Source organism: Mumia flava (genome assembly GCF_002797495.1).
GTDB lineage: Bacteria > Actinomycetota > Actinomycetes > Propionibacteriales > Nocardioidaceae > Mumia > Mumia flava.
In genome coordinates this window covers 503,267-530,016 of sequence record NZ_PGEZ01000002.1, presented here as the reverse complement: position 1 = coordinate 530,016, position 26,750 = coordinate 503,267, and the positions used below count along the sequence as shown (strand labels likewise).

The window sequence follows — 26,750 nt, the reverse complement described above, 5'->3', positions numbered from 1 at the left end:
CGGGTCGGTGGTCGTGGCGTCGGTGCTCGTGGGGTCGCTGGTCGTGGGGTCGCTGGTCGTGGGGTCGCTGGTCGCGCGGTTGCCGTCAGCGGGTCACGGTCGGCGTGTCACTGTCGGCGTGGCCGGTGTCGGGTGATCTGGTCGTGCAGGTGTTCTTCGAGCGGGGTCAGCTCGGCGCGTGGTCTTCGGATGGCGATCAGGGTGGGACCGCGGCTGTCCGAGTGACGACGGTCGGCGACGTACGTGTGGCCGGTCGGTGTGCTCCAGGCGATGCGCTGCGGGACCGATCCCTCGCCCACCTGGGGTGCTGACGTGCGGACCCGCCAACCCCGGCCCTCCTTGAGGATGTTGTCGTGGCGGCACGTCCCGGCGCCGTTGTCCTGCGTCGTCGTGCCGCCGCGGGCGTGCGCACGGGTGTGGTCGATGTCGGTCACGTCGCAGTCGCAGTACGGTCGCAAGCAGTGGCCGTCCGTCGCCCGGACGAGGCGTGCGATCCGCTCGGGGAACCGTCGTCGGCGCGGGTCGCAGTCCACCGGATCTCCGCGGTCGTCGGTGAAGAGTCGCCGGAGCCAGCTGGTGTCGTTGCCGGCGAGGCGGCGCGCGAGCGCAGCCGGGATGGGACCGTACCCCTCGAGAACGGCCGGTGAGTCCTCCGTGCCGAACAGCACCTCCGGGCGCATCAGCAGCCCGACCTCGACCGGTGCGGTCGGAGCGTTGCCGTCCGCGGCGACGGGGATGCCGGAGAGCGCCTCGAGCGCGAGGTCGGACATGAGCTGCTGGGCCGTCGCCGGCTCGGCTCTGTCGGCCGTGGGGACGCCGGCAGAGGCGACGTCGGCAGTGGCGGCGCCGCCGGAGACGGGGCAGTCGCCCCGGGACCGAGTGAGGGTCGCGTCGCGGCCGAGCCTTCGCCAGGCCGCCACGACCTGCTCCGCTGAGCCCCGGACGACCAGCTCGGCCATCGCATCGGGACGACGGCGGAGGCGGACGTGCCGCGTCGCCCGCGCCGCGCGCGCTCGAGCCTCCGCACCCCCAGGGTCGAGCGCGAGCACGTGGCGTCGGGCGATCGCGGAGGCCTCGCGTGGTGTGGCCCCCGGTAGGGACGTGGCCACGAGCTCGTCCACTCGAGCCCGACGGACGCGATCGAGCGTGACGGTCTCGGCGACGAGCGCCGCGGCCACGGCGGCGCTGATCAGTCCGTCGCGCAGGAGTGCGTGCGCGCACGGATGGTCACGCAGTGCCGCGGCGACGTCGAGGTGGTGCTGGCCGGCGCCGTTGCCCACGCCGCGCGCCATCCCGACCTCGGAGCGCAGCGATCGTTCGCGGGCTGCTCGACGAGCAGGAGAGGGTGCGGGGTCCGCGGCCTCGCGTCGGGCCTGGAGCGAAGACACGGCGTCGTGCTGATGTCCCTGGGCGATCCGAACCAGCGTCTCGCACACGGAGATGACCTCGACCTCGCCGGCACCCTGGCCGAGGTGGGGCTCGGAGGCCGCGGTGACGGCGTCGCGGGCACGGGCGAGCTCGGTCGTCAGACGTCGCTCCAGCTCGACGAGCATGCTCAGGGCCGTCGACGCCACCTCGGCCGCATCATCGGCCGATCCCGCGGGGCCGGTGCCGGAACGCGATTCGATCATGCGTTCGAAGATATCGGGTGCCGCCGACAGAAGCACCGATCGCTGACACCTGACGCCGACCATGCCGCCGCGACGATGCAGCCGCCTCCGCGGCCGGCTCCGTGCACCTCGGGAGTCGGCCGCGGACCGGGGCGTCAGCCGTTCGGGATCAACGCCGCCACGGGTAGCGTCCGGTCCACGAGTCCGGAAACGGCGCTGCCGCAGCTGGCGAGCACGTCGGCGTCGCCACACCAGTGGGACGCAGTCCGCGTCCCGGTGGCGAGGTCGTACGCCCAGGTCGCGCCGAAGTCGCGCAGTCTCGTCGTCTGCGTGCTGGTCGGCGCGCAGAGGGCGCCGGCGGTGCCGATCAGGTCCGTGTCCTCGCCCTCGACGTCGGTGTGGCAGCTGCCACCGGTGGGCCAGCCGAGGACGAACCTCGACCACACGAGCTGGATCCCGACGAAGTCGGCGCCGAGGTCGCGCAGGGCGCCGAACGAGTTGTTCGCGAGGTTCGTGACGCCCGGGCGGGCGGCCACCGCGAGCACCGGGCGGGTGCCACCGTCGGAGACCGCCTTGAGCGCGTCGCTGAACCCCTCGGCTGCGACCGGGTCGAACAGCACGGCGCCCGCCAGGCCGGCGTAGCCGCGCTCGGCCAGGCGCTCGCCGACCAGCGCCGCGAAATGACCGCCGGCCGAGTGCCCGCCGACGACGTAGCGCTGGGGGAGGGCGAGCCCGTCCGGCGGCGTGACGGTGCGGTCGGCCAGCGCGTCGGCGAACGTCACGGCGAGCTCGGGGTTGCCGGCGGTCATGTCCTCGTCGAGGCAGACCACCAGCAGGCCGCGCTCGGCGATCGCACGGCTGGTCCCGCGCAGGTTCGCACAGCTGCGTGCGAAACCGTGCTCGACGAGAACCAGCGCCTGGGGAGTCGTGCTGGGCACGTACCAGTCGGCGTCGTACGTGCTGGAGCCGAGCGTCACGGGGGAGCTGACGCAGGCGCTGCTGGAGGACGTGTAGCCGTTGCAGGCGGACGCGGCGCTCGCGGGTGCGGCGGTCGCGAGCAGTCCGCCGACGAGCGTGGCGATCATCAGCACGCAGCGGAGGAGGGCGTGGGTGGGAGTCGGGCGTCTCGTGAGCATGGAGCTCCTCGGTAGGGGTGTGCGGCGCCCGAGAACGACCATGTGAAACAGCGTTCCAAACGTAGTGACAGTGATGGTGTCAGCGCAAGACGTCGGAGCCGATCGATAGGCTGGTCGGGTGACGGACCCCAACCCCGGTGAGCGGGCCGAGTACGACGCCTTCGCGCGGGCTCGTCGCGTGCACGAGCCGGCCAAGCAGCGCAGCCGCACGGCTTTCGAGCGTGACCGAGCGCGGATCCTGCACTCGGCCGCGCTGCGTCGGCTCGCGGCCAAGACACAGGTCGTCGGGCCGGCGACGGACGACTTCGTACGCAACCGGCTGACGCACTCGCTCGAGGTCGCCCAGGTGGCCCGCGAGCTCGGCAAGGCGCTCGGCTGCGATCCCGATGTCGTCGACTCGGCGGCGCTGGCCCACGACCTCGGCCACCCGCCGTTCGGCCACAACGGGGAGCGTGCGCTCGACGAGGTCGCGCAGGCCTGCGGCGGGTTCGAGGGCAACGCGCAGACGCTGCGCATCCTGACCCGGCTCGAGGCCAAGGCGTTCGATCCGGACGGCCGCAGCGCCGGGCTCAACCTGACCCGCGCGACGCTCGACGCGTGCACGAAGTACCCGTGGCGGCTCGAGGACGCTCCGGCCCCCTACGGCGCGCACGGGGACGGGTCCCCGCGGACGGTGCGCAAGTTCGGCGTGTACGCGGACGACGCCGAGGTGTTCGCGTGGGTGCGGGCCGGCCGCGAGAGCAGCGTGCCGTGCCTGGAGGCCCAGGTGATGGACCTGGCCGACGATGTCGCCTACTGCGTGCACGACGTCGAGGACGGTGTGGTCGGCGGTCGGATCGACCTGGAGCGGCTCGACGGCGATCGTGACGCGCTGTGGGCGACCGCGCGGGAGTGGTACGTGCGCGACGCCGACGACGCGACCCTCGACGCCGCGCTCGACCGCCTCCGTCGGATGCCCGAGTGGCCGACCGGTCGGTTCGACGGATCTCGGCGTGCATCGGCCGGGCTGAAGTCCGCGACCAGCGCGCTTGTGGGGCGGTTCGTCGGGGAGACGCTGACTGCGACCCGTCGTGAGGCGGGCGCGGTCCCGCTGCACCGCTACGACGCGGATCTCCAGGTGACCGACGAGACCCGGGCCGAGATCGCGGTGCTCAAGTCGATCGCCGCCCACTACGTGATGAGCGCGTTCGAGCGGGTCGCCCTGCTCGAGCAGCAGCGTGCGCTGCTGGCCGACCTCGTCGTGGTGCTCGCGAGCCGCGGTGTCGACGCACTCGAGCCCGCCTTCGTCGCCGACCACGACGCTGCCGCCGACGACGCCGCACGGCTGCGCGTGGTCGTGGACCAGGTTGCATCCCTGACCGACGAGTCGGCGCGAGCCTGGGGACGAGCGCTGCTGTGAGCCCGCGACGCCCCGTAGACTGCCCAGCGTGACCGGCCGGATCCGCGAGGAGGACATCGCTGCCGTCCGCGAGCGCGCGCGGATCGACGAGGTCGTCGAGCAGTACGTGACGCTGCGCAACGCGGGTGGGGGTTCGCGCAAAGGGCTGTGTCCCTTCCACGACGAGAAGTCGCCGTCGTTCAACGTCACCCCCTCGCGGGGGATGTACTACTGCTTCGGCTGCGGCGAGGGCGGCGACGTCTTCACGTTCCTCCAGAAGATGGACCAGATCGGGTTCAGCGAGGCCGTCGAGCGACTCGCGGCGCGGTACGGCATCACGCTGCGCTACGTCGACGGGCCGAGCGGCCCGGGCCGGGACTTCGCGCAGCGCGGCCGCCTCGTCGCCGCGAACAAGGCGGCCGCGGAGTTCTTCTCCGAGCAGCTCGCCGGGCCCGATGCGCTGATCGGCCGTCGGTTCCTCGACGAGCGTGGGTTCGACCGGGCGGCGGCGGAGCACTTCGGTGTCGGGTTCGCGCCGCGCGGCGGTGAGGCGCTGCTGCGTCACCTGCGGGGCCGCGGCTTCGCCGAGGACGACCTGCTGGCCGGCGGCCTGGTCGCCCAGAACTCCCGCGGGTCGTACGACCGGTTCCGCGGGAGGCTGATCTGGCCGATCCGTGACCCCGCCGGCGACGTGGTCGGATTCGGCGCTCGGCGGTTGTACGACGACGACCGGATCGCCGCGAAGTACCTCAACACCCCCGAGACCCCGCTCTACAAGAAGAGCCAGGTCCTCTACGGGATCGACCTCGCCCGCAAGGAGATCTCGAAGGCCAGCCAGGCTGTGATCGTCGAGGGTTACACGGACGTCATGGCGTGCCACCAGGCGGGCATCACCACGGCTGTCGCCACGTGCGGCACCGCCTTCGGTCAGGACCACGGTCGCGTCCTGCGCCGGCTGCTCGCCGATCACGACGCGCTGCACGGCGAGGTGATCTTCACCTTCGACGGTGACGAGGCGGGTCAGCGGGCTGCGCTGCGGGCGTTCGAGGGCGACGAGCAGTTCGTCTCGCAGACGTACGTCGCGGTGCAGCCGGACGGTCTCGACCCGTGCGACCTGCGGCTGCGCGACGGCGACGAGGCGGTCCGCGACCTGGTCGGGTCGCGCATCCCGCTGTACCGGTTCGTCCTCCGCAACGTGCTCGAGCGCTACGACCTCGACCGCGCCGACCAACGGATCAACGCGATGCGCGAGGCGGTCGGCCTCCTGTCGTCGGTGCGTGACCGCACGAAGCTCGACGCCTTCGCCCGCGAGATCGCCGACATGGTCGGGCTCGACCTGGAGGAGGTACGCGCCGCCGCCAAGGCAGCAGCGAAGGCAGGTCCGAAGGGGAGCACGCCGGCCGGCCCACCGGGCAGCCGGTCGGGTGGCCAGCAGCAGCGGGGGGACGAGGCGGTCGGTACGCCGCCGGCCGGCGACGCTGACGGCGGGGGTGCGGCCGGGGCGCCCGTGCCGAGCCTGGGCGAACCCCGGTTCGGCGACGAGCGCGAGCTGCTCAAGGCGGTCGTCCAGTACCCCCATCTCGTCGCGCCCCTCGCCGGCGACCTGGCCCGCGACGACTTCACCCACCCGGTCGCCGCCGAGGTGTTCGACGCCGTCAGCGCCGAGGGCCTGCCGGCGAGCGAGGACCAGCAGTGGGCCGGTCGGGTGCGTGAGCGGGTCGACAGCGAGCAGGGGCGCAGCGCGCTGGCGCGGTTCGCGCTCGATCCGCTGCGTGTCCACGGCGTCCCCGACGACACGTTCCTCGAGGCGCTGGTCGCACGGGTCCGTGAGCTGGCGCTCGCGCGCCGCATCGATGCGATGAAGTCCCGCCTCCAGCGCACCGATCCCGTCGAGTCGTCCGACGACTACCAGCGCACGTTCTCCGAGCTGCTCGCCCTCGAGCAGCAGCGGCGCAGCCTGCGCGAGCGTGCAGTCGGCGGCTCGCTGCTCTGACGGCGGCTCCGCCTGATCCGACGGCGGCTCGCTGCGCTGACGGCTCCGGCTGCGGCTGTGCTCCGTGACCGAGTCTCCGGTGGTGCGTCCGGCTCGCCGCCACAGGTCGGTGGCGACCGCCTCGTCGTCCACAAGTCGCCCGCGGGCGTCTGTCCAGCGCGACGATGTGTCCCGAGACTGATCGGCATGCCGCCCGTCACCGCCCCCGCTGCTCCCGCGTCCGATCACGCCGCGTCCGATCACGCCGCGTCCGATCACGCCGCGTGCGACCACGCCGCGTGCGACCACGCCGTCTCCCACCACGCCGCCGTTCCGGCTGAGCATGCCGGCAGGCATACGACGCGCCCGGACGTCGGGATCCCCACGCGCGAGCAGCTCGTGCTCGACCACCTGCGTTACGTCGCAGCGCTCGCCCGGCCGTACGACGGCCTCGGCGTGCCGCACGAGGATCTCGTGCAGGAGGGCGTGATCGGGCTGCTCGAGGCGGTCGACCGGTTCGACCCGGAGCGAGGAACCCGCTTCACGGCGTACGCGCGCCCCTGGGTCCGCAGCCGGATCGCGCGGGCGGTGAGTCGTCGTCGGATGGTGCGGCTGCCTCCCCGGGCGGAGCGGGAGCTGGTCGAGGTTCGTGCCGTGGCCGCCGAGCTGGCCCGCGCCGGCCTGGCGAGGTCGGGCGAGCCCGACGTCGGCGCTCTGGCTGCGCGGGTCGGGACACCTCCGGAACGGATCGCGTGGCTGCTGGCGGTCGCGGGACCGACGCTGTCCCTGGACGAGCAGCTCGTCGACCATCCGGCGGTGCCAGGGCCGGGCGACGACGACGCGATCCTGCTCGTCACGGTCCTGGAGGACGCGATGGCCGGGCTGCCGTCCGTCCAGCGCGACGTGCTCGAACGCCGGTTCGGTCTCGACGGTCTCGGATCCTGGAGCCTGAGCGAGATCGCGGACCAGACCGGACGCGACCACGGCGCCGTGCGTCGTGACGAGCGCCGCGGTCTGGTCGCCCTGCGGCGGCACCCGGCGCTGAGGGCGTTCTCGGCTGCGCGATGATGGAAGCATGCTCTCGGTGGTCGAAGCACGCAGGGCCCGTCGCCAGATCGCACGCGAGTCGGGCGAGCGGGTCCTCGCGGTCCAGCAGGACAACGACGGGACCTGGCACGCCGGGACGCCGGGCGCCCTCTGGCTCGCCGAGGACGGCGGCCGGCGGAGGATCCCGTGGGAGTCCGTGCACCGACTGGTCTGGGACGCCCAGGAGAAGACGCTGAGCATCGAGGCCGAGATCGACGGGGAGCCGGTCCACCGTGCCGTGGCGATGGCGGACGCCGGACGGATCGTCGAGCTCGGGCGCGAGCGCGTGGAGGCGAGCATCCTGGCCCGGTCGCGGCGCACCGTGTCCGGGCGCCGTACGGGGGCCGTCAGCGTGCTGGCGCGACGGTCGCCCGCAGGGGGAGGGCCGACCGTGTTCCAGTACGTGCTCGACCCGGGCCTGACGAGCGACGACCCCGAGGTGCAGGACGCCTTGGCGCAGGCCCTGGACGCGGTCCGTGAGGAGCTCGGATCGGCGTGATCGCGAGGCCGGACCCGGTTTGGGTCGGGCTGGGGCGCCTTGCTAGGCTGGCGGTCGCCTCAGTGCAGTGATCCCCTGTAGCTCAATTGGCAGAGCAATCGGCTGTTAACCGATAGGTTACTGGTTCGAGTCCAGTCGGGGGAGCCAGTCGGGAGCGGCACGGACCTTCGGTTCGTGCCGCTCTTGCGCGTCCGTCGGAGCCGCAGCCGGACGGCGTCGTCGCGCCGGGTCAGTCGTCGCCCCATCCGAGGGCGAACACCTCGAACGGCGAAGCGTGGTCGACGCCCAGTCGAGCCCCGGTCGGCTCGGACATCCCGGCGAGGAACATCGCTGCGTCGAAGTCGGCCCACCCGAGGCCGTCGATGTACGCGGCGTGGGCGCGCAGCGAGGCGACTCCGAGGTCGAACGTGTCGGTCGTGTCGACGGCGTGCCGTGCGTCGGGCGAGCCGGAGGCCCAGACCTGACGGACACCGCCCCACGGCTCGACACCGTCTTCACCGAAGACCCACCGGTTCCCCGCGTCGCGCACCGCGTCGAGCGTGGCACGTCCCACCGCGATGTGGTCGGCCTGGTTGAGCACGCCGTTGCCGAACGTCTCGCGGAAGTTGCCGGTGATCACGATCTCGGGACGGTGCTCGCGGACGACGCGCGCGATCGCGCGGCGCAGCGGCACCCCGTACTCCAGGATGCCGTCGGGGAGCCGGAGGAAGTCGACCTCGTCGACGCCCACGACGCGTGCGGACTCGATCTGCTCCGCCTCGCGCACCTCGCGGGCCTGGAGGGGTTCCATGCCGTCGATGCCGGCCTCGCCGCTCGTCACCATGCAGTACACGACGCGCTTGCCCTGACCGGTCCAGCGCGCGACGGCAGCCGCGGCGCCGAACTCCAGGTCGTCGGGGTGCGCGACGACGGCGAGCGCGGTCTGCCAGTCCTCACGCAGCGGGGCGAGCGCCGCGGGTCCGGGTGCATCGGTCATGGACCCAGCCTAGGGCTCGCCCGCGGGCGGCGCGTGCCGTTGGCCGGCCGGGGATCGGTAGGCTGTGCACGCTCCGGGGCGGTAGCTCAGCTGGTTAGAGCAGCGGACTCATAATCCGTCTGGTCGCGGGTTCGAGCCCCGCCCGCCCCACCACGCTCGCCCGCCCCACCACGCCCGACGGCCCCACCACGCTCGACGGCCCCACCACGGTCGAGCGTCGGGACCCCCCGGGTCGGGCTCAGCCCGCGTCGGGCAGCTCGGTGGCCGACGTACGGGTGTGGTGGCGTCCGACCGGGAGGACGAGGGGAGTCCCCGAGACCTCGTCGCTGACCACGCGCGACTCCATCCCGAACACCTCGCGCACCATCACCTCGTCGACGACGTCGCCCGGAGCGCCCTGGGCGTGGATGCGCCCGGCCTTGAGCGCGACCAGGTGATCGGCGTAGCGGGCCGCGAGATTGAGGTCGTGCAGCACGATCACGATCGTGGTCCCGCGGTCGTGGTTGAGGTCGGTGAGCAGGTCGAGCACCTCGACCTGGTGGGTGACGTCGAGGAACGTGGTCGGCTCGTCCAGCAGGAGCAGGTCGGTCTGCTGCGCGAGCGCCATCGCGATCCACACCCGCTGGCGCTGACCGCCGGACAGCTCGTCCACGGGCCGCTCCGCCAGGTCCGTGGTCGCGGTCGCCTCGAGCGCCTCGGCGACGGCCTCGTCGTCGGTGCGGCTCCACCGGCGCAGCAGGCTCTGGTGCGGGTGGCGTCCGCGACCGACGAGGTCGGCGACGATGATCCCCTCGGGCGCGATGGGCGTCTGCGGGAGCAGACCGAGCATCCGCGCCACCTCGCGGGTGTGACGCTCGGCGATGTCGCGGCCGTCGAGCAGGACCGAGCCGGAGCGCGGCTTGAGCAGACGGGCCATGGCGCGCAGCAGCGTCGACTTGCCGCAGGCGTTCGCGCCGACGACGATCGTGACCGCGCCCGACGGGACGTCGAGGGTCAGCCCGTCGACGACGATCCGCTCGTCGTAGCCGAGCGTGACGTCCTCGACCCGCAGCGTGTGGTGGTCCGCGGTCACAGGGTGCCTCCGGTGCGGTTGGACCTGGCGAGCAGCCAGAGCAGGTACGGGGCGCCGACCGCGCCGGTGACGACGCCGACCGGGAAGCGCAGGTCGAACAGGTACTGGCCGGCGAAGTCGCTGGCCAGCACCACGACGGCCCCGACCAGGCCGGCCGGGAGCAGCAACGAGCCCGAGCCTCGCATCAGACGGGCCGCGATCGGGCCGGAGAGGAACGCCACGAACGCGATCGGGCCGGCGGCCGCGGTGCCGACCGCGACCAGGGTGACCGCGACGAGCAGCAGCCACAGACGGGTCCGGTCGGCGTCGACGCCCAGCGCGTTGGCGGTGTCGTCGCCGAGCTGAAGGATGGTGAGCCGACGGTCGAGCAGGTACGCCGCCGGGACCAGGACCGCCATCGCGGCGGCGAGCACCGGCAGGCCGTCGGCGAACGCGCCGTTGAGGCTGCCGGTCAGCCACCGCAGCGCCTCGGCGGCCTCGGTGATCTGCGCCTGGGTCAGGCTGTACGCGACGATGCTCTGCATCATCGCGCCGATCCCGATCCCCACGAGCACCAGCCGGGCACCGGCGACCCCACCGCGCCACGACAGCCCGTAGATCGCGAGCGCGACGCCGAGGGCGCCGAGCAGCGCGATCAGCGAGACCGCGCCTCCGCGCAGACCGAAGAACGTGATGGCGACGACCGCGGCCGCGCTCGCGCCCGTGCTGATCCCGAGGATGTCGGGGCTGGCGAGGACGTTGCGGAGCATCGTCTGGAAGATCACGCCCGCCGTCCCGAAGCCGAAGCCGACCAGCAGACCGGTCAGCACCCGGGGGAGCCGAAGCCGACCGACCGTGAACGAGGCACCCGGGACCTCCTGGCCGGTGAGCACCGCGAACACGTCCGACAGCGGATACACGGTCCGCCCGTAGACCAGCCCGAGGAGCGCCAGCGCGAGCACGACCACGGCGAGCACGCCACACACCGCGAACCAGCGCCGTCGCCGCCCTCGCCGGCCGGCGGAGATCCGCGAGGCGAGGTCCGTACGGAGCGTCGAGGCCGTCGCGGTCACAGCTCACGCAGCCTGGTGCGGCGGACCACGGCGACGAAGAACGGGGCGCCGAGCAGCGCCGTCATCACGCCGACCTCGATCTCTCCGTCGGCGACCACGCGGCCGAGGACGTCGGCGAGCACGAGGAGCGCGGCTCCCAGCGCCGCGGCGTACGGAAGGATCCAGCGGTAGTCGGGACCGGTGAAGAGCCGGGCCAGATGGGGCATCGTCAACCCGACGAACCCGATCGGCCCGGCCACGGCGACGGCCGTCCCGCACAGCAGCACCACCGCCACCCCTCCGGCCACCCGGGTGAGTCCGGTGCGCTGACCGAGTGCCGTCGCGACGTCGTCGCCGAGCGCGAGGTTCGTCAAGCCGCCGGCCAGAGCGACCGCGAGGAACGCGCCGACGGCGAGGAACGGCAGGACCGTGAGGATCTCCGAGAACGACGCGCCGCCCACGCTGCCGACCTGCCAGAACCGGAACACCTCGAGCACCTCGCGCTGGCTGAGGAGCACCAGCGTGGTGAGCGACGTGAAGGCGGCAGCAGTCGCCGCCCCCGCGAGGGCGAGCTTGAGGGGCGTGGCGCCGGCCCGCCCCAGCGAGCCCACGGCCCACACCCCGGCCGACGTCACGGCCGCGCCGACGAAGGCGAACCACACGGCCGACGACAGGCTGCCCACACCCAGGAACGACAGCGCGAGCACGACGAAGAAGGAAGCGCCGGCGTTCACCCCGAGGAGACCGGGGTCGGCGAGGGGGTTGCGGGTCAGACCCTGCATCACGCCGCCCGCGAGCCCGAGCGCAGCGCCGACCAGGAGCCCGAGGAGCGTTCGAGGGAGTCGCTGGTGCACCGCCACCTGGGCGATGTCGTCCGGGTCGGGCGAGAAGACGCCCGCCACGATGTCGGGCAGCGAGACCGCCCGTGACCCGACCGCGACCGACGCGACCACGGCGACCAGGAGGACGACCAGGCAGACCACCAGGCCGACCACCCGGCGCCGGGCCGTCACCGCTCCCGCACGGGCCTTGCGGGCCTGCGCGGGAGCGGTCGGCGCGGACGGGAGGGTCACGACGCGGCGTCGGCGGCGTCGGCGGCGTCGCCGAGCAGCTCCAGGTAGTCGTCGAGCGCCCACTCGATGGACAGCGGCGTCGGCGGCGAGACCGCGCCGGCGAGCGGCGAGCCGTCCTCGAGCACGACGACCGCGCCCGAGGCGACAGCCGGGATCTTCGACAGCAGCGGATCGTCCTGGAGCATCTGGAGCGTCGAGTCGTCGCCGTACGTGATCATGATGTCGGCGTCGATCGTGTCGGCGTTCTCCGCGCTGACCTCGGCGTAGAAGTCCTCGCCGTTGTCGAGGTCGCTGACGCTCTGCGGAACCTCCAGACCGAGGTCGGAGACGTACGAGACGCGGGCGTCGAGCGGGGTGTAGACGGGGACCGTGCTGGTGTCGGCGGGGTTGACGTAGGTGAACGCGAACGTCTTGCCGTCGAGCTGGGGGTACTCGTCGAAGCCGGAGGACATCTCGTCCTCCAGGTCGGCGACGAGCTCCTCGGCCTCGTCGGCCAGGCCGAGCGCCTCGCCGTTGATCGTCACGAGATCGCGCCACTTGGTGCCCCACGGCGCATCGGGGTAGCCGACCGTCGGAGCGATCTCCGAGAGGGTCGTGAAGTCCTCCGCGGAGATGCCGGAGTACGTCGCGAGGACCACGTCGGGCGCCGCGTCCGCGACGGCCTCGAAGTCCACACCGTCCGTCTCGTCGTACAGCGCGGGGGTGTCGTCGCCCGTGGCACCGGCGTCCTCGAGGGCGTCGTAGGTCCAGGGGAGGATCCCGTCGCCGTCGTCGTCGCCGTAGGCGAACGACGGCATGCCGACCGGGACCACCCCGAGCGCGAGCGCGACGTCCTGGCTGCCCCAACCCACCGCGGCCGGGCTCTGCGGCTCGGCCTCGATCGTGGTCTCGCCGAGCGAGCTGGTGATCGTGACCGGAAAGCTGCTGCCGCCGTCGCCGGACTCGGCGTCGTCGGCGGAGTCGTCGGAGCCGCCGCACGCAGCGAGCGGGAGCGTCGCCGCGAGCGTGAGGGCGGCGAGTCGGGTACGTCGGGCGAACCGGGGAGTCATCGGAGTCCTTCGTTCGTCGGATCGGGCGGGGCGACGCCCCGCATGACTTAGGTCAGGATTACCTTAGCCGTCCGGGCTGTGGTGGACCGGCGGCCCCCCGTGCGGGCTCGACTACCCTCGGGGCACCGGCGAGGAGGAGGAACGATGGTCGACGACCGGTCGGCGGGCTCCGACAGGAGCGCCAGCGGCGAGCAGCCGAGCCCGGACGGCGTGGTGGTCTTCGCCGCGTCCGACCCGAGCGAGCAGATCACCCGGGCTCTGGCGCAGGCAGCCGAGCGGCTCCAGGAGGTCGCGGCTGCCGAGGGCGCCGCCGGGATCGCCGCGATCAGCCACGAGGTCACCGTGGTCGAGGAAGGGGACGCCGACTCAGGTGTCCGTGCCGCGTTCACAGGGAAGGCGCGACCCCGGCGCTACGTCGTGTCCGCGATGGCGACGCTCGTCGGGCCCTGACCGGCCGGCGACTCACGCGCCGCAGGCCGGCGACTCACAGCGCGTCCAGCGCCTCCGGGATCGGCGTCTCCCCACTGATCAGCTCGAAGGTGCGGCCGACCGTACCGTCGTGCTCCAGGGTCGCCGCGAGCACGGCAGCCACGTCCGCGCGGGGGATCGGGCCGCGACCGACGCTCTCGCCGACCCGCACGCCGCCGGTCGGCGGATCGTCGGTGAGCATGCCGGGACGCACGATCGTCCAGTCGAGCGCGCTGTCGCGCACGGCGTCCTCGGCCTCGCCCTTCGCCTGCAGGTAGACCTGGAAGATCTCGTCCATCTCCGGCGTGGGGGAGCCGGCTCCCATCGACGAGACCAGGACGTAGCGGAACGCGCCGGCGAGCTGGGCTCCGGCCGCGAGCAGGACCGCGCCGTCACGGTCGACCGTCCACTTCCGCTCGATCCCGGAACCCGGTCCGGCGCCTGCCGCGAACACCACCGCGTCGCACCCCGCGAGCACCTCGCTGAGCCGGGTCGCCGTGGTGTCCTCGAGGTCCGTCACGACAGGCTCGGCCCCGGCCGTACGAACCTCGTCGGCGTGCTCGGGATTGCGGATCAGGCTGCGCACCTGGTGCCCGGACTCAGCCAGGGCACGGGTCAGCAGCAGGGCGATCTGGCCGTGGCCGCCGGCGATCGCGATCTTCATCGACTCACCTCCGTCAGGTCGGGACGTGCACGCAGCACCCGCGCCGCGAACGAGCAGACCGGACGGATCGCGAGACCGTCGGCGTGGAGGCGCTCGGCTCCCGCGACGACCAGGCGCGTCCCGATCCCGCGGCCCTCGAACCGAGGCTCGACCCACACGTGCGGGATCGTCGCCCGCCCGTCGTCCGTGACCACCTCCATCCGGCCGGCGGTCTCGCCGTCGACCAGGATCTCGAAGCTGCCGGTCCGCGGATCCTGCTGCACCGATTCGTTCACGCCTCCATCGTGTCACGCGCCCGGTCATGGTGCGAAGCGCCGGGATGCGGCACAATGGCCGTGGCAGTGCCCGTCGTACGAGGTCGTTGGGGAAGGCGCATCTCGAACGAGGAGGCACTGATGAGCAACGCTGCGCGTGGCGTCCTGTACGTCCACTCCGCGCCGTCGGCGCTCTGCCCGCACGTCGAGTGGGCGGTCGTCGACGCCCTCGGCGTGCCCACTCCGCTGCCCTGGCGTCCCCAGCCCGCCGAGCCCGGTACCTACCGCGCCGAGGTCACGTGGCGTCACGAGGTCGGCTCGGCCGCCGCGTGCGCCTCGCGGATGCGCGGGTGGGAGCGGGTCCGGTTCGAGATCACCGAGGAGCCCACCGCGACCACCGAGGGCGCGCGCTACTCCTACACTCCCTCGCTCGGGATCTTCCACGCGGCCGTCGGCCAGCACGGTGACGTCGTCGTGCACGAGGACCGGCTCCGAGCGGCGACGGCACGAGCAGCGGCCGGGGAGGGCTCGCTCGCCGAGGAGATCGACGCGCTCCTGGGACGACGGTGGGACGACGAGCTCGAGGTGTTCCGGCACGCGGGCGAGGGCGCGCCGGTCCGCTGGCTGAACCAGGTCGGCTGAGCCCTGCCGGCGTACGGCGGTCGCCGGTCGGTGGGTCAGTTGATCGTGACCGTCGCGGTCGGCGTGCTGAAGTCCCCGGATGCGGCCCGGAACTCCCACGTGCCGGTGCGGCCCGTCACGATCCACGTCGAGAACCGGCCGCCCTTGCGCGTCTCCACCGTGACCGGGAAGTCCGACCACGAGCCGGAGGCCGCCTCGCGCCGCTGGATCTGGAGCGTCTCGCCCGCACCGAGCTTCGGGGCGCGGCCGCTCAGGTCGATCCGCTCGCCCGCGCTGACCGCGTCCTGCTCGACCTGGAACCTGGTCCTGGGCTTCTGGCCGTCCGGCTCCGGCTCGGTGGTCGGCTCGGTGGTCGGCTCGGCGGTGGGCTCGTCCGTCGGCGAGGGCTCGTCGGAGGGCTCGTCGGCGTCGTCGGTCGCGGCGGGCTGGACCGGTGCGGGGTCGTCGTCGGCGGAGAAGCCGAGGGCGCGGATCGCCGACGCCCCGAGGAAGCCCGTCGCCAGGCCGATCGTCGCGCCGGCGATCACCAGACCGAGCACGACCTTGAGGGCGAACCGGTTGCGCTCACCGGTCACCGTGTCGCGGCTCAGGTCCATCCGTCCTCCTCGGTCTGCGGACGCGATCCATCATGACAAACGCACGGTGACGGTTCACGTCGAGTGACGAGGACCTCAGCCGTGGAGGCGGCCCTCGAGGTACGCGGCGGTGTCGCCGAGCGTGCTGAGCAGACCGATGTCACCGGCTGAGACCGTGATCCCGAAACGGTCCTCGATCCCGAGGACGAGCTGGTCCAGCGCTACCTCGTCGAGGCCCAGGTCGGCGAACGACGGGTCGGCGAACGACGGGTCGGAGATCGACGGGTCCGACTCGAGAGCGCCGTCCGGCATGGCGACCAGCGGGGCGACGAGATCGACGAGGGCACTGCGCAGCGCATCCTGACGCGACACGGCGGCTTCTCCTGGAGCACGAGAGGGAAGGATGCGGCCGTGGTCCGGATCAACCCCGGACCACGGCCGCCGGTCCCGCCACGGGCGACCCCCGAACGCCCGGGCGGGACCGTGTGCTCAGCGTGACTCGCCACCGCCTCTCGGCGATGACCACCCCCGTTCGACCGCGCTTGCGGCCGCCACGCTCCGGTGGTGCCGCAACCGCCGAGTCCCCCGAACCGCGTAGGACGGAATCTCCGGTGGTGTCGTCACCATCGACGAGCACGTCTCAAGAGTGCCTGGGGTGATCGCGGCAGACGAAGGCGGCGCCACTCAACTTCGCGGCGTTCGTTTGGAGGAATCCTCCAAGTTCGGAGGGTTTCCCGTCCCGTTGCCCGCCGCGAGGAGGCCCCCCAGCGTCAGAGCGACGCGCAGCGTGTAGGCGCCGCGAGCCGACAGAGGATCCCAGTGGGTGGTCTCGCGGACCTTCCGCAGACGGTAGCGCACCGTGTTGGGGTGCACGAACTGGCGCCGGGCCGCGGCCTCGACCGACGAGCCGGCCTCCAGATAGGCAGCGAGGGTGCCGAGCACGACGGGGTCGTCGGCACGGAGCCGCTCGTACACCTGACCGACGAGCTCGCGACGGGCATGCCCGTCGCCGGCCAGGGCCCGCTCGACGAGCAGCTCGTCGGCGAGCACCGGCCGGGGAGCGTCCGGCCAGCCGCCCGCCGCGCGGTACCCCGCCACCGCGGCGCGCGACGACCGGTGCGCCTGCGCGACCGAGCCGACCGGCGGACCCACCACGACCGGACCGTCGCCGAAGGCCGACGCCACCGCGAGCGCTGCGGCACGCGGCTCGTCGGCGCCGGCCAGCAGCACGACGAGGCGGTCGAGCTGGACGGAGGTGAGTGCGGTCAGCCCGGAGCGCCCGGCGCACGACCGCACCTGCTCGACGACCGTCTCGTCGTCGACCCCGGGAGCCTGCGGGGCCGCGCCCACCACCACGACCACCGGACCGCCCGCGTCCCACCCGAGCACCGCGACCCGGGAGCGGACCAGGTCCTCGGTCTCACCGCGGACGACCGCGTCCACGGCGAGCGCCTCCAGCCTGGCGTCCCACGCTCCGCGCGCCTCCGCCGCGCGTGCGTAGACCTCGGCCGTGGCGAACGCGACCTCCCGCGCGTACTCCGACATCGCGCGAGCCGCCTCGTCCGCCTCCTCCGGACCGAACAGGTCGACGATCCGGCTCTCGATCACCTCGATCGTCGTCCGCACCATCGCCACGGTCCGCTGCAGGCTGACGTCGCGGGTCAGCGTGCGCGGCGCGGCCCCGAAGACCTGCTCGGAGACGTCCAGCGGGCGCCCGGGGGAGCGCAGCCACTGCGAGCACTGGGCGATGCCCGCGTGCGCGATCATCGAGATCCACGAGCGCTGCTCGGCGTCGAGCTCGGAGAACCAGTCGAGCTCGGAGTCCATCCGCGCGATCGCCGCGGTCGTGAGGTCGCCCAGAGAGCGGTCCAGGACGGCCGCGTAGCGTGCTCGTGCGGTCTGGGTCACGTGCCCAGACTAGGGTGCGCGAGGCTCGCCGACCGGTATCGTGACGCCTGAGGACTCGTCCGGGGGGATGAGGAGGGCCGCCATGGAGCGCGCGACCGACCCTGCCCTCGAGACGCGCTGGGTCACCGTCCACGGCCACCGGCGCGCGTACCGTCTCGCGGGCGACGGTCCGGTGCTCCTGCTGCTGCACGGCCTCGGGTGCGACTCCTCGACCTGGCTCCCGGTGATGGGCCGGCTCGCCGAGCGCTACACCGTGCTCGCGCCGGACTTCCTCGGTCACGGCGCGTCCGACAAGCCCCGCGCGGACTACTCGCTCGGTGGGTACGCGAACGGGATGCGTGATCTGCTCGCGTGCCTCGACCTCGACCGCGCGACCGTCGTCGGGCACAGCCTGGGCGGAGGGGTGGCGATGCAGTTCGCCTACCAGTTCCCCAAGCAGACCGAACGGTTGTGCCTGGTCGCACCCGGCGGCCTCGGACCGGAGGTGTCGCCGCTGATCCGGGCCCTCACCCTGCCGGGCGCCGGCGTGGGCCTCGGGCTGCTGTCGGTCCCGCCCGTACGGGCGCCGCTGCGGCGGCTGCTGCGCGGACTGTCGCGCACCGGGATCCCGCACACCCGCGACCTCGACGAGGTCGCCGACGTCTACGCGCAGCTGTGCGACCCGGCGGCGCGGGCGGCGATCCGTGCCGTGACGAGCCACGTGATCGACTGGCGGGGACAGCGGGTCACCATGCACGACCGCGCCTACCTCGCGGAGTCGGTCCCGCTGTGCCTCGTGTGGGGCGCGTGCGACGACGTGATCCCGGCGCGGCACGCCACGCTCGCCCGACGCGAGGCCGGGCCCACGCGGGTCGAGATCTTCCCGCGCTCCGGCCACTTCCCGCACAAGGACGAGCCCGAGCTGTTCGTGGAGGTGCTCAGCTCGTTCGTCGACCAGCAGCCGGCCGTGCGCTACCGCAAGAAGATGTGGCGCTCGGCGCTGCAGGCCCACGGTGCCGTCGTCGAGGACGAGGACGAGGCCGAGGACGCCGCGCCCCAGGCGGGCTGAGCACGGGCCGGCCGGACCGCTGACGCAGGGGTCCGGGCCCGTACGTCAGGTCGTCGCGTCGTCGGTGGTCGCGTCGTCGGTGGTCGCGCCGACCTCGGCGTCGCCGCGCCCGAGCTGTCCGCGGCGGCGACGGTAGCCGCGGTTGCCCGTGACCAGCGCGCCGATCGCGACCGACGCCCAGGCGATCGCCGCACCGCCGAGATCGTCGACGACGTAGTGCCAGCCGAAGTAGATCGTCGCGAGCACCGTGCAGGCGAAGTAGACCCACAGCACGTTCATCAGCCAGCGGTTGAGGCCGATCCGGCGGAAGAACAGGCACGCCGTGAGCACGACCGACACGTGCAGCGACGCGAAGCCGGCGATCCCGTAGATCGCGTCGCTGGACCACGGGTCGTGCCTGACCTCGTACCCGTTGTCCGCGAGGTACTCCTGGAGGCTCGCGACGCCGGAGTCGGCCGGCAGGTCGTAGAACAGCGAGGGGTTGGCGAAGACCGGCCCGAGGGTCGGCAGGAGGTAGTAGCTGGCGACGCCGAGGATCCAGTTCAGGCTCAGCGCCGTCGCGTACCAAGCCCCGAGGGAGAGGTTGCGGTTCAGGACCAGGACCGCGGCGAGCGAGACCGGGACGAGCATGAGGTACGACGTGTAGACCGTCGAGAGCACGAAGCCCGAGGCGCCGGTGCCGAGGAGGTCGTGCAGCAGCAGGCCCGGGTAGTGCCCGAAGAACAGCCAGTGGTCGAGCTTGAGCAGGTCCGCGTCGTAGAGGACGTCCTCGCGGATCACCGGGAGGAAGCTCTTGAGGTTGCGGTAGCAGACGTAGCAGACGTAGAAGCAGATCAGCCCGGTCGCGGCGTGCGCCAGACGCCCCCAGGTCCACTCGGTCCGCACGATCGTCACGGCCCGCGAGAACAGCCCGCGGACGCTGCGGTTCTGGACCAGAGCCTGGACGAGGACGCCGCCGGCGATGAAGAGCACGCCGAGCATCGGCAGCCGGACGTACGCCGGACCGAGGAAGCCCTCCGGGTCCCGCAGCGGGAGGTCCAGCGACGCCGAGGTCGAGATCGTGAAGATCCCGACGAGCACGGAGAAGGCCACGAGGAACGTGTACGGCCAGCGCACCACACGGACCCACGTCGGCGTCATCGCCGCTGCCTCCTTGCTCGCGTCAGCCTCCGGCGTGGCCACGGACGTGCCGACGCTCGGGGCGGACGTCGTGTCGTCGCCAGAACCCATGCGGGCGATTCTAGAGGACGCGGGGGCGCGCCCCGACGTGCCGCCGCGTCCCCCGTGATCATGCGCCGACGCTCAGGCGTCCGCGCCCTCCTGCGGCACGTCCGCCACCGCCTGGGGGTCGTCGAGCTCGAAGCGCTGGTACGCCTCCGCGGCGGTCTCGGGCTTCACCTCGCCGGTCGCGGCCAGCGACTCGAGGACCCCGACCACGATCGACGCGGTGTCGATCTGGAAGAACCGCCGTGCGGCTGCGCGCGTGTCCGCGAAGCCGTAGCCGTCGGCGCCCAGCGACATCCAGTGCCCCGGCACCCAGCGGGCGATCTGGTCCGGCACCGCACGCATGTAGTCGCTGACCGCGACGACCGGGCCCGGCTGGTCCGACAGGGTCCGGGTGACGTACGGCACCCTCGGCTCGCTCCCCGGCGCGTTGAGGTTCTCGCGCGCGACCTCGTCGGCCTCGCGCGCCAGCTCGTTCCACGACGTGACGGACCACACGTCGACCGCCACGCCGTACTCGTCGGCGAGGATCTGCTGCGCCTCGACCGCCCACGGCATCGCGACACCGGAGGCGAGCACCTGAGCGCGGGGCGCGTCGGCGGCCGCCTCGCCGGCCGCGCGGTAGCGGTACATCCCCTTCAGGAGACCGTCCACGTCGAGACCCTCGGGCTCGGCCGGCTGCACGATCGGCTCGTTGTAGACCGTCAGGTAGTAGAAGACGTCCTCGCCGTGCGGGTGCTCCTCGGTCGAGCCGTACATCCGCCGCATGCCGTCGGCGACGATGTGGCTGATCTCGAAGCCGTACGCGGGGTCGTAGTGCACCGCCGCCGGGTTCGTCCGTGCGAGCAGCGGCGAGTGGCCGTCGGCGTGCTGCAGCCCCTCGCCGGTCAGGGTCGTGCGCCCGGCGGTGGCACCGACGAGGAACCCGCGCCCGAGCTGGTCGCCGAGCGCCCACAGCCAGTCGCCGGTGCGCTGGAAGCCGAACATCGAGTAGAAGATGTAGACCGGGATCATCGGCTCGCCGTGCGTGGCGTACGCGGTGCCGGCGGCGGTCATCGACGCGACCGCCCCGGCCTCGCTGATGCCTTCGTGCAGGAGCTGGCCGGAGTCCGACTCCTTGTAGGCCAGCAGGATCTTGCGGTCCACCGACTCGTAGGACTGGCCGTGCGGGTTGTAGACCTTCGCCGTCGGGAACATCGAGTCCATCCCGAACGTGCGGAACTCGTCCGGCGCGATCGGCACGACCCGCTTGCCGATCGACTTGTCGCGCATCAGGTTGCGCAGCAGGCGGACGAACGCCATCGTCGTCGCGATCGGCTGGTTGCCCGAGCCGCCGCGCAGCTCCTCGTACGCCTTGTCACCGGGCAGCTCGACCGAGGTCGGCGCGACCCGCCGGCGGGGGATCGACCCGCCGAGCTGGCGGCGCCGCTCCTTCATGTACTGGATCTCGTCGGAGTCCGCGCCCGGGTGGTAGAACGGCGGCAGGTCGTTGTCGTCGATCGCGGCGTCGCTGATCGGCAGGTGCAGCCGGTCGCGGAAGACCTTGAGGTCGTTCTTCGTCAGCTTCTTCATCTGGTGGGTCGCGTTGCGGCCCTCCAGCGCGTCGATCGTCCAGCCCTTGATGGTCTGGGCGAGGATCACCGTCGGCTGCCCGGTGTGCTCGGTCGCGGCCTTGAACGCGCCGTACACCTTGCGGTAGTCGTGGCCGCCGCGCGGCAGGCGCGCGATCTGGTCGTCGCTGAGGTGGTCGACCATCTTGAGCAGCCGCGGGTCCGCACCGAAGAAGTGCTGCCGGGTGTAGGAGCCCTCCTCGATCGAGTACGTCTGGAACTGGCCGTCCGGCGTGCGGTTCATCTGGTTGACCAGGACGCCGTCGACGTCGCGGGCGAGCAGGTCGTCCCACTCGCGGCCCCAGATCACCTTGATGACGTTCCAGCCGGCGCCGCGGAAGTACGACTCCAGCTCCTGGATGACCTTGCCGTTGCCGCGGACCGGCCCGTCGAGCTGCTGGAGGTTGCAGTTGATCACGAACGTGAGGTTGTCGAGCTCCTCGCGGGCGGCGAGGCCGATCGCGCCGAGCGACTCGGGCTCGCCCATCTCGCCGTCGCCGAGGAAGGCCCAGACGTGCTGGTTGCTCGTGTCCTTGATGCCGCGGTTGTGCAGGTAGCGGTTGAACCGGGCCTGGTAGATGGAGTTCAGGGCCCCGATGCCCATCGAGACCGTGGGGAACTCCCAGAAGTCCGGCATCAGGCGCGGGTGCGGGTAGGACGACAGGCCCTGCCCGGGGCCGTGCGAGACCTCCTGGCGGAACCGGTCGAGCTGGTCCTCCTCCAGGCGGCCCTCGAGGAACGCGCGAGCGTAGATGCCCGGCGACGCGTGCCCCTGGATGTAGATCTGGTCGCCGCCGTCGTCGGCGTCCTTGCCCCGGAAGAAGTGGTTGAAGCCGACCTCGTACAGGCTGGCGGCCGACTGGTACGTCGCGATGTGCCCGCCGACCCCGAGACCGGGGCGGTTCGCGCGCGAGACCATCACGGCGGCGTTCCAGCGGATGTAGGCGCGGATGCGACGCTCGACGTCCTCGTCCCCGGGGAACCACGGCTCGCGCTCGGGCGGGATGGAGTTGATGTAGTCGGTGCTCGTCAGCGCGGGGACGCCGACCTGGCGCTCGCGGGCCCGCTCGAGCAGTCGCAGCATCACGTACCGGGCGCGGCCTCGGCCCCGGCTGCCGACCATCTCGTCGAACGACTCGAGCCACTCGGTCGTCTCGTCGGGATCGATGTCGGGCAGCTGCGAGGGGAGACCCTCGTGGATGACGGGGGGCCGCTCCGATGACTGGGCCACGATGAAGCCTTCTTTCGTCGGGATCGCGTGCAGGGGTGCGCACGTACGAACAGGACCGGCGTGGTGGGCCGATCACGTTCCATCTTGGCACCCACCCTTCCTACCCGCGAGTAGGCGATCGGTCGTCTCGCGACGTGGTCGGGTCAGGTAACGATCACGGGCGCCGGACTGCCCCGACGGGTGCATTGGCGCTAGTGTGTGGCGCCTAGGCAGCACGTAGGCGAGCCTGGGAGCACCGACACACGCACGGAAGAATCAGGGAGGCATCGGTGAGCGCGACCGCGAAGGACGCGGACCGCCCAGGACTGGGCGAGCGGCTCGGGTTCGGGCCCGACATGGTCGTCCAGGAGCTGGGCTGGGACGAGGACGCCGACGACACCCTTCGCGAGGCGATCGAGGACCGGATCGGCAGCGAGATGGTCGACGGCGAGTCCGGCGAGGTGGTCGACGGCGTCGTGCTGTGGTGGCGAGACGGTGACGGCGACCTGGTCGACGCCCTCGTCGACTCCCTCCAGGACCTCGCCGACGGGGGCAACGTCTGGCTGCTGACCCCCAAGGTCGGCCGGCCCGGCTACGTCGACAACGCCGACATCGCCGAGGCGGCACCGATCGCCGGGCTGTCGACGACGACGACCGCGACGGCCGGCGACGACTGGAGCGCGACGAAGCTGTCCACGCACCGGCGCTGACGCGTCGGGCGACGGATTCTCGGGTCGTGCTGTCCCTCATGGTGTCACTCGTGGTTACGATGCTGGGCATCGACCGCACCCGACTTCGAGGGCTGACATGACCAACGAACTGCACGGGCCCGGCACCCACGCCGTCGGCGTCGCCGGACGCAGCGCCGCCTCCCTGCTCGCGACCGGGCTCGTCCGCCCGTACGGCCCGGTGACGCTGGCGCGGATCGGCAAGGCGCTCGTGACCTGGGGCACCGGGCCCGCCGGCGGGTACGCCTCGCTCGCCGCCCGCAACGACCACGGGATCGCCCTGCACGACGAGCGGGGGTCGATGACCTTCGGCGAGGTCCATCGCCAGGCGAACGCTCTGGCGCACGGGCTCGCAGCCCGCGGCGTCGGCGCGGGCGACGCCGTCGCGCTGATGGCGCGCAACCACCGCTGGTTCGTCGTCGCGGCGGTCGCGATCGGGCGCCTCGGCGCCGACGTGCTCTACCTGAACACCGCGTTCTCCGGACCGCAGACCGTCGAGCTGCTCGAGCGGGAGAAGCCCCGGGCGGTGATCTACGACGAGGAGTTCGGCGCCGTGGTCGACGCGGTCCCGGCCGACGTCGCGCGGATCGTGGCCTGGGAGGAGACCGCCGACGTCGACGGCGCCGACGCGACCGTCGCCGAGCTGGTCGCGTCCGGGGACGACACGGAGCCGGGCAAGCCGGCACGCGAAGGGCGCTCCGTGATCCTCACGTCCGGCACGACGGGCACGCCGAAGGGCGCGAACCGCGGGTCCGGCTCCATCGGCGCCGGGGCCGCGCTGCTGTCGCGCCTCCCGCTCCGGTTCGGGATGCGCACGCACATCGCCGCGCCGATGTTCCACACCTGGGGCTGGGCCCACCTCAACCTGTCGATGCTGCTCGGTTCCACGCTGGTGCTGCGGCGACGCTTCGACCCGCGCGACTTCCTGAGGACGCTCGCCGAGCAGCGGTGCGACGCCGCGATCGTGGTCCCGGTGATGATCCAGCGCGCGATGGAGCTGCCCGACGAGGAGCTGGCCCGCTACGACCTCAGCGCCCTGCGCGTCGTCGGCGCCAGCGGGTCCGCGCTCCCGGGCGACCTGGCGATCGCCTGGATGGACCGGTTCGGCGACAACCTCTACAACACCTACGGCTCGACCGAGTGCGCGTGGGCCACGATCGCGCAGCCGGCCGACATGCGGGCGCACCCGGGCACCGCGGGCGCGCCGCCGATCGGCACGACGGTCGCGCTGCTCGACGACGACGGCCGGCCGTCCGTCGGCTCCACGGGGCGGGTCTTCGTCAGCAACGCCGCGCAGTTCGAGGGCTACACGAACGGCGAGACGAAGGAGCAGCGGTCCGGACTGATGGCGACCGGCGACGTCGGCACGATCCGCGACGGGCTGCTCTTCGTCGAGGGGCGTGACGACGAGATGATCGTGTCCGGCGGGGAGAACGTGTACCCGCAGGAGGTCGAGGACTGCCTGGCGCGCCACCCCGCCGTGCTGGAGGTCGCCGCCGTCGGCGTGGACGACGAGCAGTTCGGTCAGCGCCTGGTCGCCTGGGTGGCGACGCGTCCGGACGCGTCGGTCTCCGAGGAACAGCTCCAGGAGCACGTCCGCACCCACCTCGCGCGGTACAAGGTGCCGCGCGCCGTAGTCTTCGTCGAAGAGCTGCCGCGCAACGCGACCGGCAAGGTCCTCAAGCGCCACCTGCGACACGACGAGAGCGAGAGCGAATGACCATCGAGATCGGCACCCCCGCCCCCGACTTCACCCTCAAGAACCAGCACGGCGAGTCCGTCTCGCTCGACAAGCTGCGTGCCGAGCAGCCGGTGCTGCTGGTGTTCTACCCGTTCGCCTTCAGCGGGATCTGCACCGGCGAGCTGTGCGAGATCCGCGACAACCTCGCGGCGTTCAACGATCTCGGTGCCCAGGTCGTGGCGATCTCGTGCGACCCGATGTTCGCGCTGCGCGCGTTCGCCGACGCCGACGGCCTCGAGTTCTCGCTGCTCAGCGACTTCTGGCCGCACGGCGAGGTCGCGAGCGCCTTCGGTGTCTTCGATCCCGAGCGGGGCTGTGCGCTGCGCGGCAGCTTCCTGGTCGACACCGACGGCGTGGTGCGCTGGAAGGTCGAGAACGGACTGCCCGACGCACGCGATCTCGGCGACTACCTGAACGCCGTCAAGGAAATCTCTGGGTGACAACCCCCGCACGCCCGCCGGGTGTGCAACACTGAGAACGCGTGGCCGCTGGTGACCCGAGACGCCAGCGGCCACGCCTCTGTCCGAGTCCGAACGTCGACGTCGCACGACTGTCGTTCGGTCCCCCGGGGCCGGTCGGGTAGTGTGTGGCGCCGCACCCGTTCCGCGGGTGTCCGGGCGCATAGCTCAGCGGTAGAGCTCCTCGCTTACAACGAGGCGGTCGGGGGTTCGATCCCCTCTGCGCCCACCCGGTGGCGATCGATCGGGGCGGCGCGCTCCGCCCGCCGGGGTTACCGTCGGCTCGTTGAGCAGTCGAAGCCACGGGGGCCACGATGGACGCGACGATGAGGGCTGCCACGGTCCGGGAGTTCCGCGCACCGCTGGAGATCGACGAGTGGCCGGTTCCGGAGCCCGGGCCGGGCGAGGCGCTCGTACGCCTGCGGACCAGCGGGGTGTGTCACACCGACCTGCACGCGGCGCACGGCGACTGGCCGGTGCGACCGAGCCCACCGTTCGTGCCCGGTCACGAGGGCGTCGGCGAGGTCGTCGCCCTCGGGGACGGGGTCGAGCACCTCGCCGTGGGCGACCTCGTGGGCAACGCCTGGCTGTGGTCGGCGTGCGGACGGTGCGAGTACTGCCGCACCGGCTGGGAGACGCTGTGCGAGAGCCAGCAGAACGGCGGCTACTCGGTGAACGGGTCGCTGGGTGAGCTGATGCTCGTCGACGCGACCTACGCTCCGCGGATCCCGCCGGGCGCCGACCTGGTCGAGGTGGCGCCGGTGCTGTGCGCCGGCGTGACGGTCTACAAGTCGCTCCGGTCCACCGAGGCCAGGCCGGGGGACTGGGTGACCGTCTCGGGCATCGGCGGGCTCGGCCACGTCGCCGTCCAGTACGCGGTCGCGATGGGCCTGCAGGTCGCCGCCGTCGACATCGCCGACGACAAGCTCGAGCTCGCCACGCGGCACGGGGCGAGCCTCGTCGTCAACGCGCGCGAGCGGGACCCCGTCGCGGTGATCACGGACGAGCTCGGCGGGACCGCGGGCGTCGTGGTCACGGCCGTGAGCCCGCAGGCCTTCGAGCAGGCGATCGGCTTCGCGAAGCGCGGTGGCACGATCTCCTTCGTCGGGCTGCCGCCCGGCACGTTCCCCGCCCCGATCTTCGAGACGGTGCTCAAGGGCCTGACCCTGCGGGGCTCGATCGTCGGGACCCGCCAGGACATGGTCGAGGCGCTCGACTTCTACGCTCGCGGGCTGATCCACCCGACCGTCTCGACCCGCGAGCTCGGCGAGATCAACGACGTGTTCGACGAGATGGAGCGCGGCGCGATCGACGGGCGGGTCGTGATCGCGTACTGAG

25 protein-coding genes and 3 tRNA genes are annotated in these 26,750 nt (G+C 72.5%); 14 read left to right on the top strand and 14 right to left on the bottom strand.

Features of this window, described 5'->3' with window-relative positions:
* Positions 1-107: 107 nt before the first annotated feature.
* Complete coding sequence (locus tag CLV56_RS16605) at positions 108-1,631, bottom strand: HNH endonuclease signature motif containing protein (protein WP_100415312.1); 1,524 nt, start codon at positions 1,629-1,631, stop codon at positions 108-110.
* Between the two features lie 134 nt (positions 1,632-1,765).
* A complete protein-coding gene (locus CLV56_RS16600; RefSeq protein WP_157805201.1) occupies positions 1,766-2,746 on the bottom strand; it encodes an alpha/beta hydrolase family protein in 981 nt (326 codons plus the stop codon).
* Positions 2,747-2,864: 118 nt separating this feature from the next.
* Between CLV56_RS16600 and CLV56_RS16595 the strand changes: the two genes are divergently transcribed.
* From CLV56_RS16595 to CLV56_RS16575, 5 genes are all read left to right on the top strand, one after another.
* Complete coding sequence (locus CLV56_RS16595) at positions 2,865-4,145, top strand: deoxyguanosinetriphosphate triphosphohydrolase (protein ID WP_039359434.1); 1,281 nt, start codon at positions 2,865-2,867, stop codon at positions 4,143-4,145.
* A gap of 28 nt (positions 4,146-4,173) precedes the next feature.
* Positions 4,174-6,117, top strand: a complete 1,944-nt coding sequence (gene dnaG / locus CLV56_RS16590; RefSeq protein ID WP_039359431.1) for a DNA primase — start codon at positions 4,174-4,176, stop codon at positions 6,115-6,117.
* Positions 6,118-6,303: 186 nt separating this feature from the next.
* Positions 6,304-7,164 (top strand): sigma-70 family RNA polymerase sigma factor, encoded by an 861-nt coding sequence (locus CLV56_RS16585; RefSeq protein ID WP_039359428.1) that lies wholly within the window; start codon positions 6,304-6,306, stop codon positions 7,162-7,164.
* A gap of 7 nt (positions 7,165-7,171) precedes the next feature.
* Positions 7,172-7,681 carry a hypothetical protein gene (locus CLV56_RS16580; RefSeq protein ID WP_039359425.1) on the top strand — a complete coding sequence of 170 codons (510 nt, stop codon included), beginning with the start codon at positions 7,172-7,174 and terminating at the stop codon, positions 7,679-7,681.
* Between the two features lie 71 nt (positions 7,682-7,752).
* Positions 7,753-7,828: transfer RNA gene (locus CLV56_RS16575), tRNA-Asn, on the top strand.
* Positions 7,829-7,910: 82 nt separating this feature from the next.
* Here the strand turns inward: CLV56_RS16575 and CLV56_RS16570 are convergent.
* The gene (locus CLV56_RS16570; protein WP_039359422.1) at positions 7,911-8,657 is read right to left on the bottom strand and encodes a PIG-L deacetylase family protein; all 747 of its coding nucleotides are present in this window, start codon (positions 8,655-8,657) and stop codon (positions 7,911-7,913) included.
* Between the two features lie 75 nt (positions 8,658-8,732).
* Here CLV56_RS16570 and CLV56_RS16565 point away from each other — a divergent pair.
* Positions 8,733-8,810, top strand: a tRNA-Ile gene (locus CLV56_RS16565).
* Positions 8,811-8,895: 85 nt separating this feature from the next.
* On the opposite strand, the gene CLV56_RS16560 is transcribed toward CLV56_RS16565, so the two are convergent.
* The 4 genes from CLV56_RS16560 to CLV56_RS16545 are packed head-to-tail and all read right to left on the bottom strand — an operon-like array spanning position 8,896 to position 12,882.
* Positions 8,896-9,729: an ABC transporter ATP-binding protein gene (locus CLV56_RS16560; protein ID WP_039359420.1), complete on the bottom strand. Its 834-nt coding sequence runs from the start codon at positions 9,727-9,729 to the stop codon at positions 8,896-8,898.
* The gene (locus CLV56_RS16555; protein WP_039359417.1) at positions 9,726-10,781 is read right to left on the bottom strand and encodes a FecCD family ABC transporter permease; all 1,056 of its coding nucleotides are present in this window, start codon (positions 10,779-10,781) and stop codon (positions 9,726-9,728) included. The genes CLV56_RS16560 and CLV56_RS16555 overlap by 4 nt, the downstream gene beginning before the upstream one ends.
* Entirely contained in the window at positions 10,778-11,833 is a 1,056-nt protein-coding gene (locus CLV56_RS16550; RefSeq protein WP_245857968.1) for a FecCD family ABC transporter permease, read from the bottom strand. Before CLV56_RS16550 ends, CLV56_RS16555 begins: the two co-directional genes overlap by 4 nt.
* The gene (locus CLV56_RS16545; RefSeq protein WP_039359412.1) at positions 11,830-12,882 is read right to left on the bottom strand and encodes an iron-siderophore ABC transporter substrate-binding protein; all 1,053 of its coding nucleotides are present in this window, start codon (positions 12,880-12,882) and stop codon (positions 11,830-11,832) included. The genes CLV56_RS16550 and CLV56_RS16545 overlap by 4 nt, the downstream gene beginning before the upstream one ends.
* A gap of 144 nt (positions 12,883-13,026) precedes the next feature.
* Here CLV56_RS16545 and CLV56_RS16540 point away from each other — a divergent pair, with 144 nt between their 5' ends.
* Positions 13,027-13,332: a hypothetical protein gene (locus tag CLV56_RS16540; RefSeq protein WP_039359409.1), complete on the top strand. Its 306-nt coding sequence runs from the start codon at positions 13,027-13,029 to the stop codon at positions 13,330-13,332.
* Between the two features lie 34 nt (positions 13,333-13,366).
* On the opposite strand, the gene CLV56_RS16535 is transcribed toward CLV56_RS16540, so the two are convergent.
* Together CLV56_RS16535 and CLV56_RS16530 are read right to left on the bottom strand one after the other, a co-directional pair.
* Complete coding sequence (locus CLV56_RS16535; RefSeq protein WP_039359406.1) at positions 13,367-14,014, bottom strand: SDR family oxidoreductase; 648 nt, start codon at positions 14,012-14,014, stop codon at positions 13,367-13,369.
* Positions 14,011-14,289: a GNAT family N-acetyltransferase gene (locus tag CLV56_RS16530; protein WP_100415310.1), complete on the bottom strand. Its 279-nt coding sequence runs from the start codon at positions 14,287-14,289 to the stop codon at positions 14,011-14,013. The genes CLV56_RS16535 and CLV56_RS16530 overlap by 4 nt, the downstream gene beginning before the upstream one ends.
* 120 nt (positions 14,290-14,409) lie before the next feature.
* On the opposite strand from CLV56_RS16530, the gene CLV56_RS16525 reads away from it, so the two are divergent.
* Positions 14,410-14,910, top strand: a complete 501-nt coding sequence (locus CLV56_RS16525) for a DUF3145 domain-containing protein (RefSeq protein ID WP_039359403.1) — start codon at positions 14,410-14,412, stop codon at positions 14,908-14,910.
* 35 nt (positions 14,911-14,945) lie between these two features.
* Here the strand turns inward: CLV56_RS16525 and CLV56_RS16520 are convergent, their stop codons facing one another.
* The 3 genes from CLV56_RS16520 to CLV56_RS16510 form a co-directional block, all read right to left on the bottom strand.
* Entirely contained in the window at positions 14,946-15,506 is a 561-nt protein-coding gene (locus CLV56_RS16520; RefSeq protein ID WP_100415309.1) for a hypothetical protein, read from the bottom strand.
* A gap of 75 nt (positions 15,507-15,581) precedes the next feature.
* Positions 15,582-15,857, bottom strand: coding sequence for an acyl carrier protein (locus tag CLV56_RS16515; protein WP_039359400.1), 276 nt, complete (start codon positions 15,855-15,857; stop codon positions 15,582-15,584).
* Between the two features lie 312 nt (positions 15,858-16,169).
* The gene (locus CLV56_RS16510; RefSeq protein ID WP_245857967.1) at positions 16,170-17,393 is read right to left on the bottom strand and encodes a PucR family transcriptional regulator; all 1,224 of its coding nucleotides are present in this window, start codon (positions 17,391-17,393) and stop codon (positions 16,170-16,172) included.
* A gap of 82 nt (positions 17,394-17,475) precedes the next feature.
* Here CLV56_RS16510 and CLV56_RS16505 point away from each other — a divergent pair, with 82 nt between their 5' ends.
* Positions 17,476-18,441 carry an alpha/beta fold hydrolase gene (locus CLV56_RS16505; protein ID WP_100415308.1) on the top strand — a complete coding sequence of 322 codons (966 nt, stop codon included), beginning with the start codon at positions 17,476-17,478 and terminating at the stop codon, positions 18,439-18,441.
* Between the two features lie 45 nt (positions 18,442-18,486).
* Here CLV56_RS16505 and CLV56_RS16500 read toward each other — a convergent pair whose 3' ends face one another.
* Positions 18,487-19,671 (bottom strand): phosphatase PAP2 family protein, encoded by a 1,185-nt coding sequence (locus CLV56_RS16500; RefSeq protein WP_100415307.1) that lies wholly within the window; start codon positions 19,669-19,671, stop codon positions 18,487-18,489.
* Positions 19,672-19,743: 72 nt separating this feature from the next.
* A complete protein-coding gene (gene aceE, locus CLV56_RS16495) occupies positions 19,744-22,506 on the bottom strand; it encodes a pyruvate dehydrogenase (acetyl-transferring), homodimeric type (protein ID WP_039359397.1) in 2,763 nt (920 codons plus the stop codon).
* A 269-nt stretch (positions 22,507-22,775) separates the two neighbouring features.
* On the opposite strand from aceE, the gene CLV56_RS16490 reads away from it, so the two are divergent.
* The 5 genes from CLV56_RS16490 (at position 22,776) to adhP (ending at position 26,749) form a co-directional block, all read left to right on the top strand.
* Positions 22,776-23,195, top strand: a complete 420-nt coding sequence (locus CLV56_RS16490; RefSeq protein WP_039359394.1) for a DUF3052 domain-containing protein — start codon at positions 22,776-22,778, stop codon at positions 23,193-23,195.
* Between the two features lie 97 nt (positions 23,196-23,292).
* Positions 23,293-24,933: an AMP-binding protein gene (locus CLV56_RS16485; protein ID WP_039359392.1), complete on the top strand. Its 1,641-nt coding sequence runs from the start codon at positions 23,293-23,295 to the stop codon at positions 24,931-24,933.
* Positions 24,930-25,394 carry a peroxiredoxin gene (locus tag CLV56_RS16480; protein ID WP_039359390.1) on the top strand — a complete coding sequence of 155 codons (465 nt, stop codon included), beginning with the start codon at positions 24,930-24,932 and terminating at the stop codon, positions 25,392-25,394. Before CLV56_RS16485 ends, CLV56_RS16480 begins: the two co-directional genes overlap by 4 nt.
* Before the next feature lie 175 nt (positions 25,395-25,569).
* Positions 25,570-25,641 (top strand) — tRNA-Val (locus CLV56_RS16475).
* Between the two features lie 97 nt (positions 25,642-25,738).
* Positions 25,739-26,749: an alcohol dehydrogenase AdhP gene (gene adhP / locus CLV56_RS16470; protein WP_039359705.1), complete on the top strand. Its 1,011-nt coding sequence runs from the start codon at positions 25,739-25,741 to the stop codon at positions 26,747-26,749.
* Position 26,750 lies beyond the last annotated feature (1 nt).

Coding starts and splice junctions, on each gene's coding strand:
- CLV56_RS16605 (WP_100415312.1), bottom strand. CDS start 1,631: ATGATCGAATCGCGTTCCGGCACCGGCCCCGCGGGATCGGCCGATGAT.
- CLV56_RS16600 (WP_157805201.1), bottom strand. CDS start 2,746: ATGCTCACGAGACGCCCGACTCCCACCCACGCCCTCCTCCGCTGCGTG.
- CLV56_RS16585 (WP_039359428.1), top strand. CDS start 6,304: ATGCCGCCCGTCACCGCCCCCGCTGCTCCCGCGTCCGATCACGCCGCG.
- CLV56_RS16580 (WP_039359425.1), top strand. CDS start 7,172: ATGCTCTCGGTGGTCGAAGCACGCAGGGCCCGTCGCCAGATCGCACGC.
- CLV56_RS16570 (WP_039359422.1), bottom strand. CDS start 8,657: ATGACCGATGCACCCGGACCCGCGGCGCTCGCCCCGCTGCGTGAGGAC.
- CLV56_RS16545 (WP_039359412.1), bottom strand. CDS start 12,882: ATGACTCCCCGGTTCGCCCGACGTACCCGACTCGCCGCCCTCACGCTC.
- CLV56_RS16540 (WP_039359409.1), top strand. CDS start 13,027: ATGGTCGACGACCGGTCGGCGGGCTCCGACAGGAGCGCCAGCGGCGAG.
- CLV56_RS16535 (WP_039359406.1), bottom strand. CDS start 14,014: ATGAAGATCGCGATCGCCGGCGGCCACGGCCAGATCGCCCTGCTGCTG.
- CLV56_RS16525 (WP_039359403.1), top strand. CDS start 14,410: ATGAGCAACGCTGCGCGTGGCGTCCTGTACGTCCACTCCGCGCCGTCG.
- CLV56_RS16520 (WP_100415309.1), bottom strand. CDS start 15,506: ATGGACCTGAGCCGCGACACGGTGACCGGTGAGCGCAACCGGTTCGCC.
- CLV56_RS16505 (WP_100415308.1), top strand. CDS start 17,476: ATGGAGCGCGCGACCGACCCTGCCCTCGAGACGCGCTGGGTCACCGTC.
- CLV56_RS16500 (WP_100415307.1), bottom strand. CDS start 19,671: ATGGGTTCTGGCGACGACACGACGTCCGCCCCGAGCGTCGGCACGTCC.
- CLV56_RS16485 (WP_039359392.1), top strand. CDS start 23,293: ATGACCAACGAACTGCACGGGCCCGGCACCCACGCCGTCGGCGTCGCC.
- CLV56_RS16480 (WP_039359390.1), top strand. CDS start 24,930: ATGACCATCGAGATCGGCACCCCCGCCCCCGACTTCACCCTCAAGAAC.
- adhP (WP_039359705.1), top strand. CDS start 25,739: ATGAGGGCTGCCACGGTCCGGGAGTTCCGCGCACCGCTGGAGATCGAC.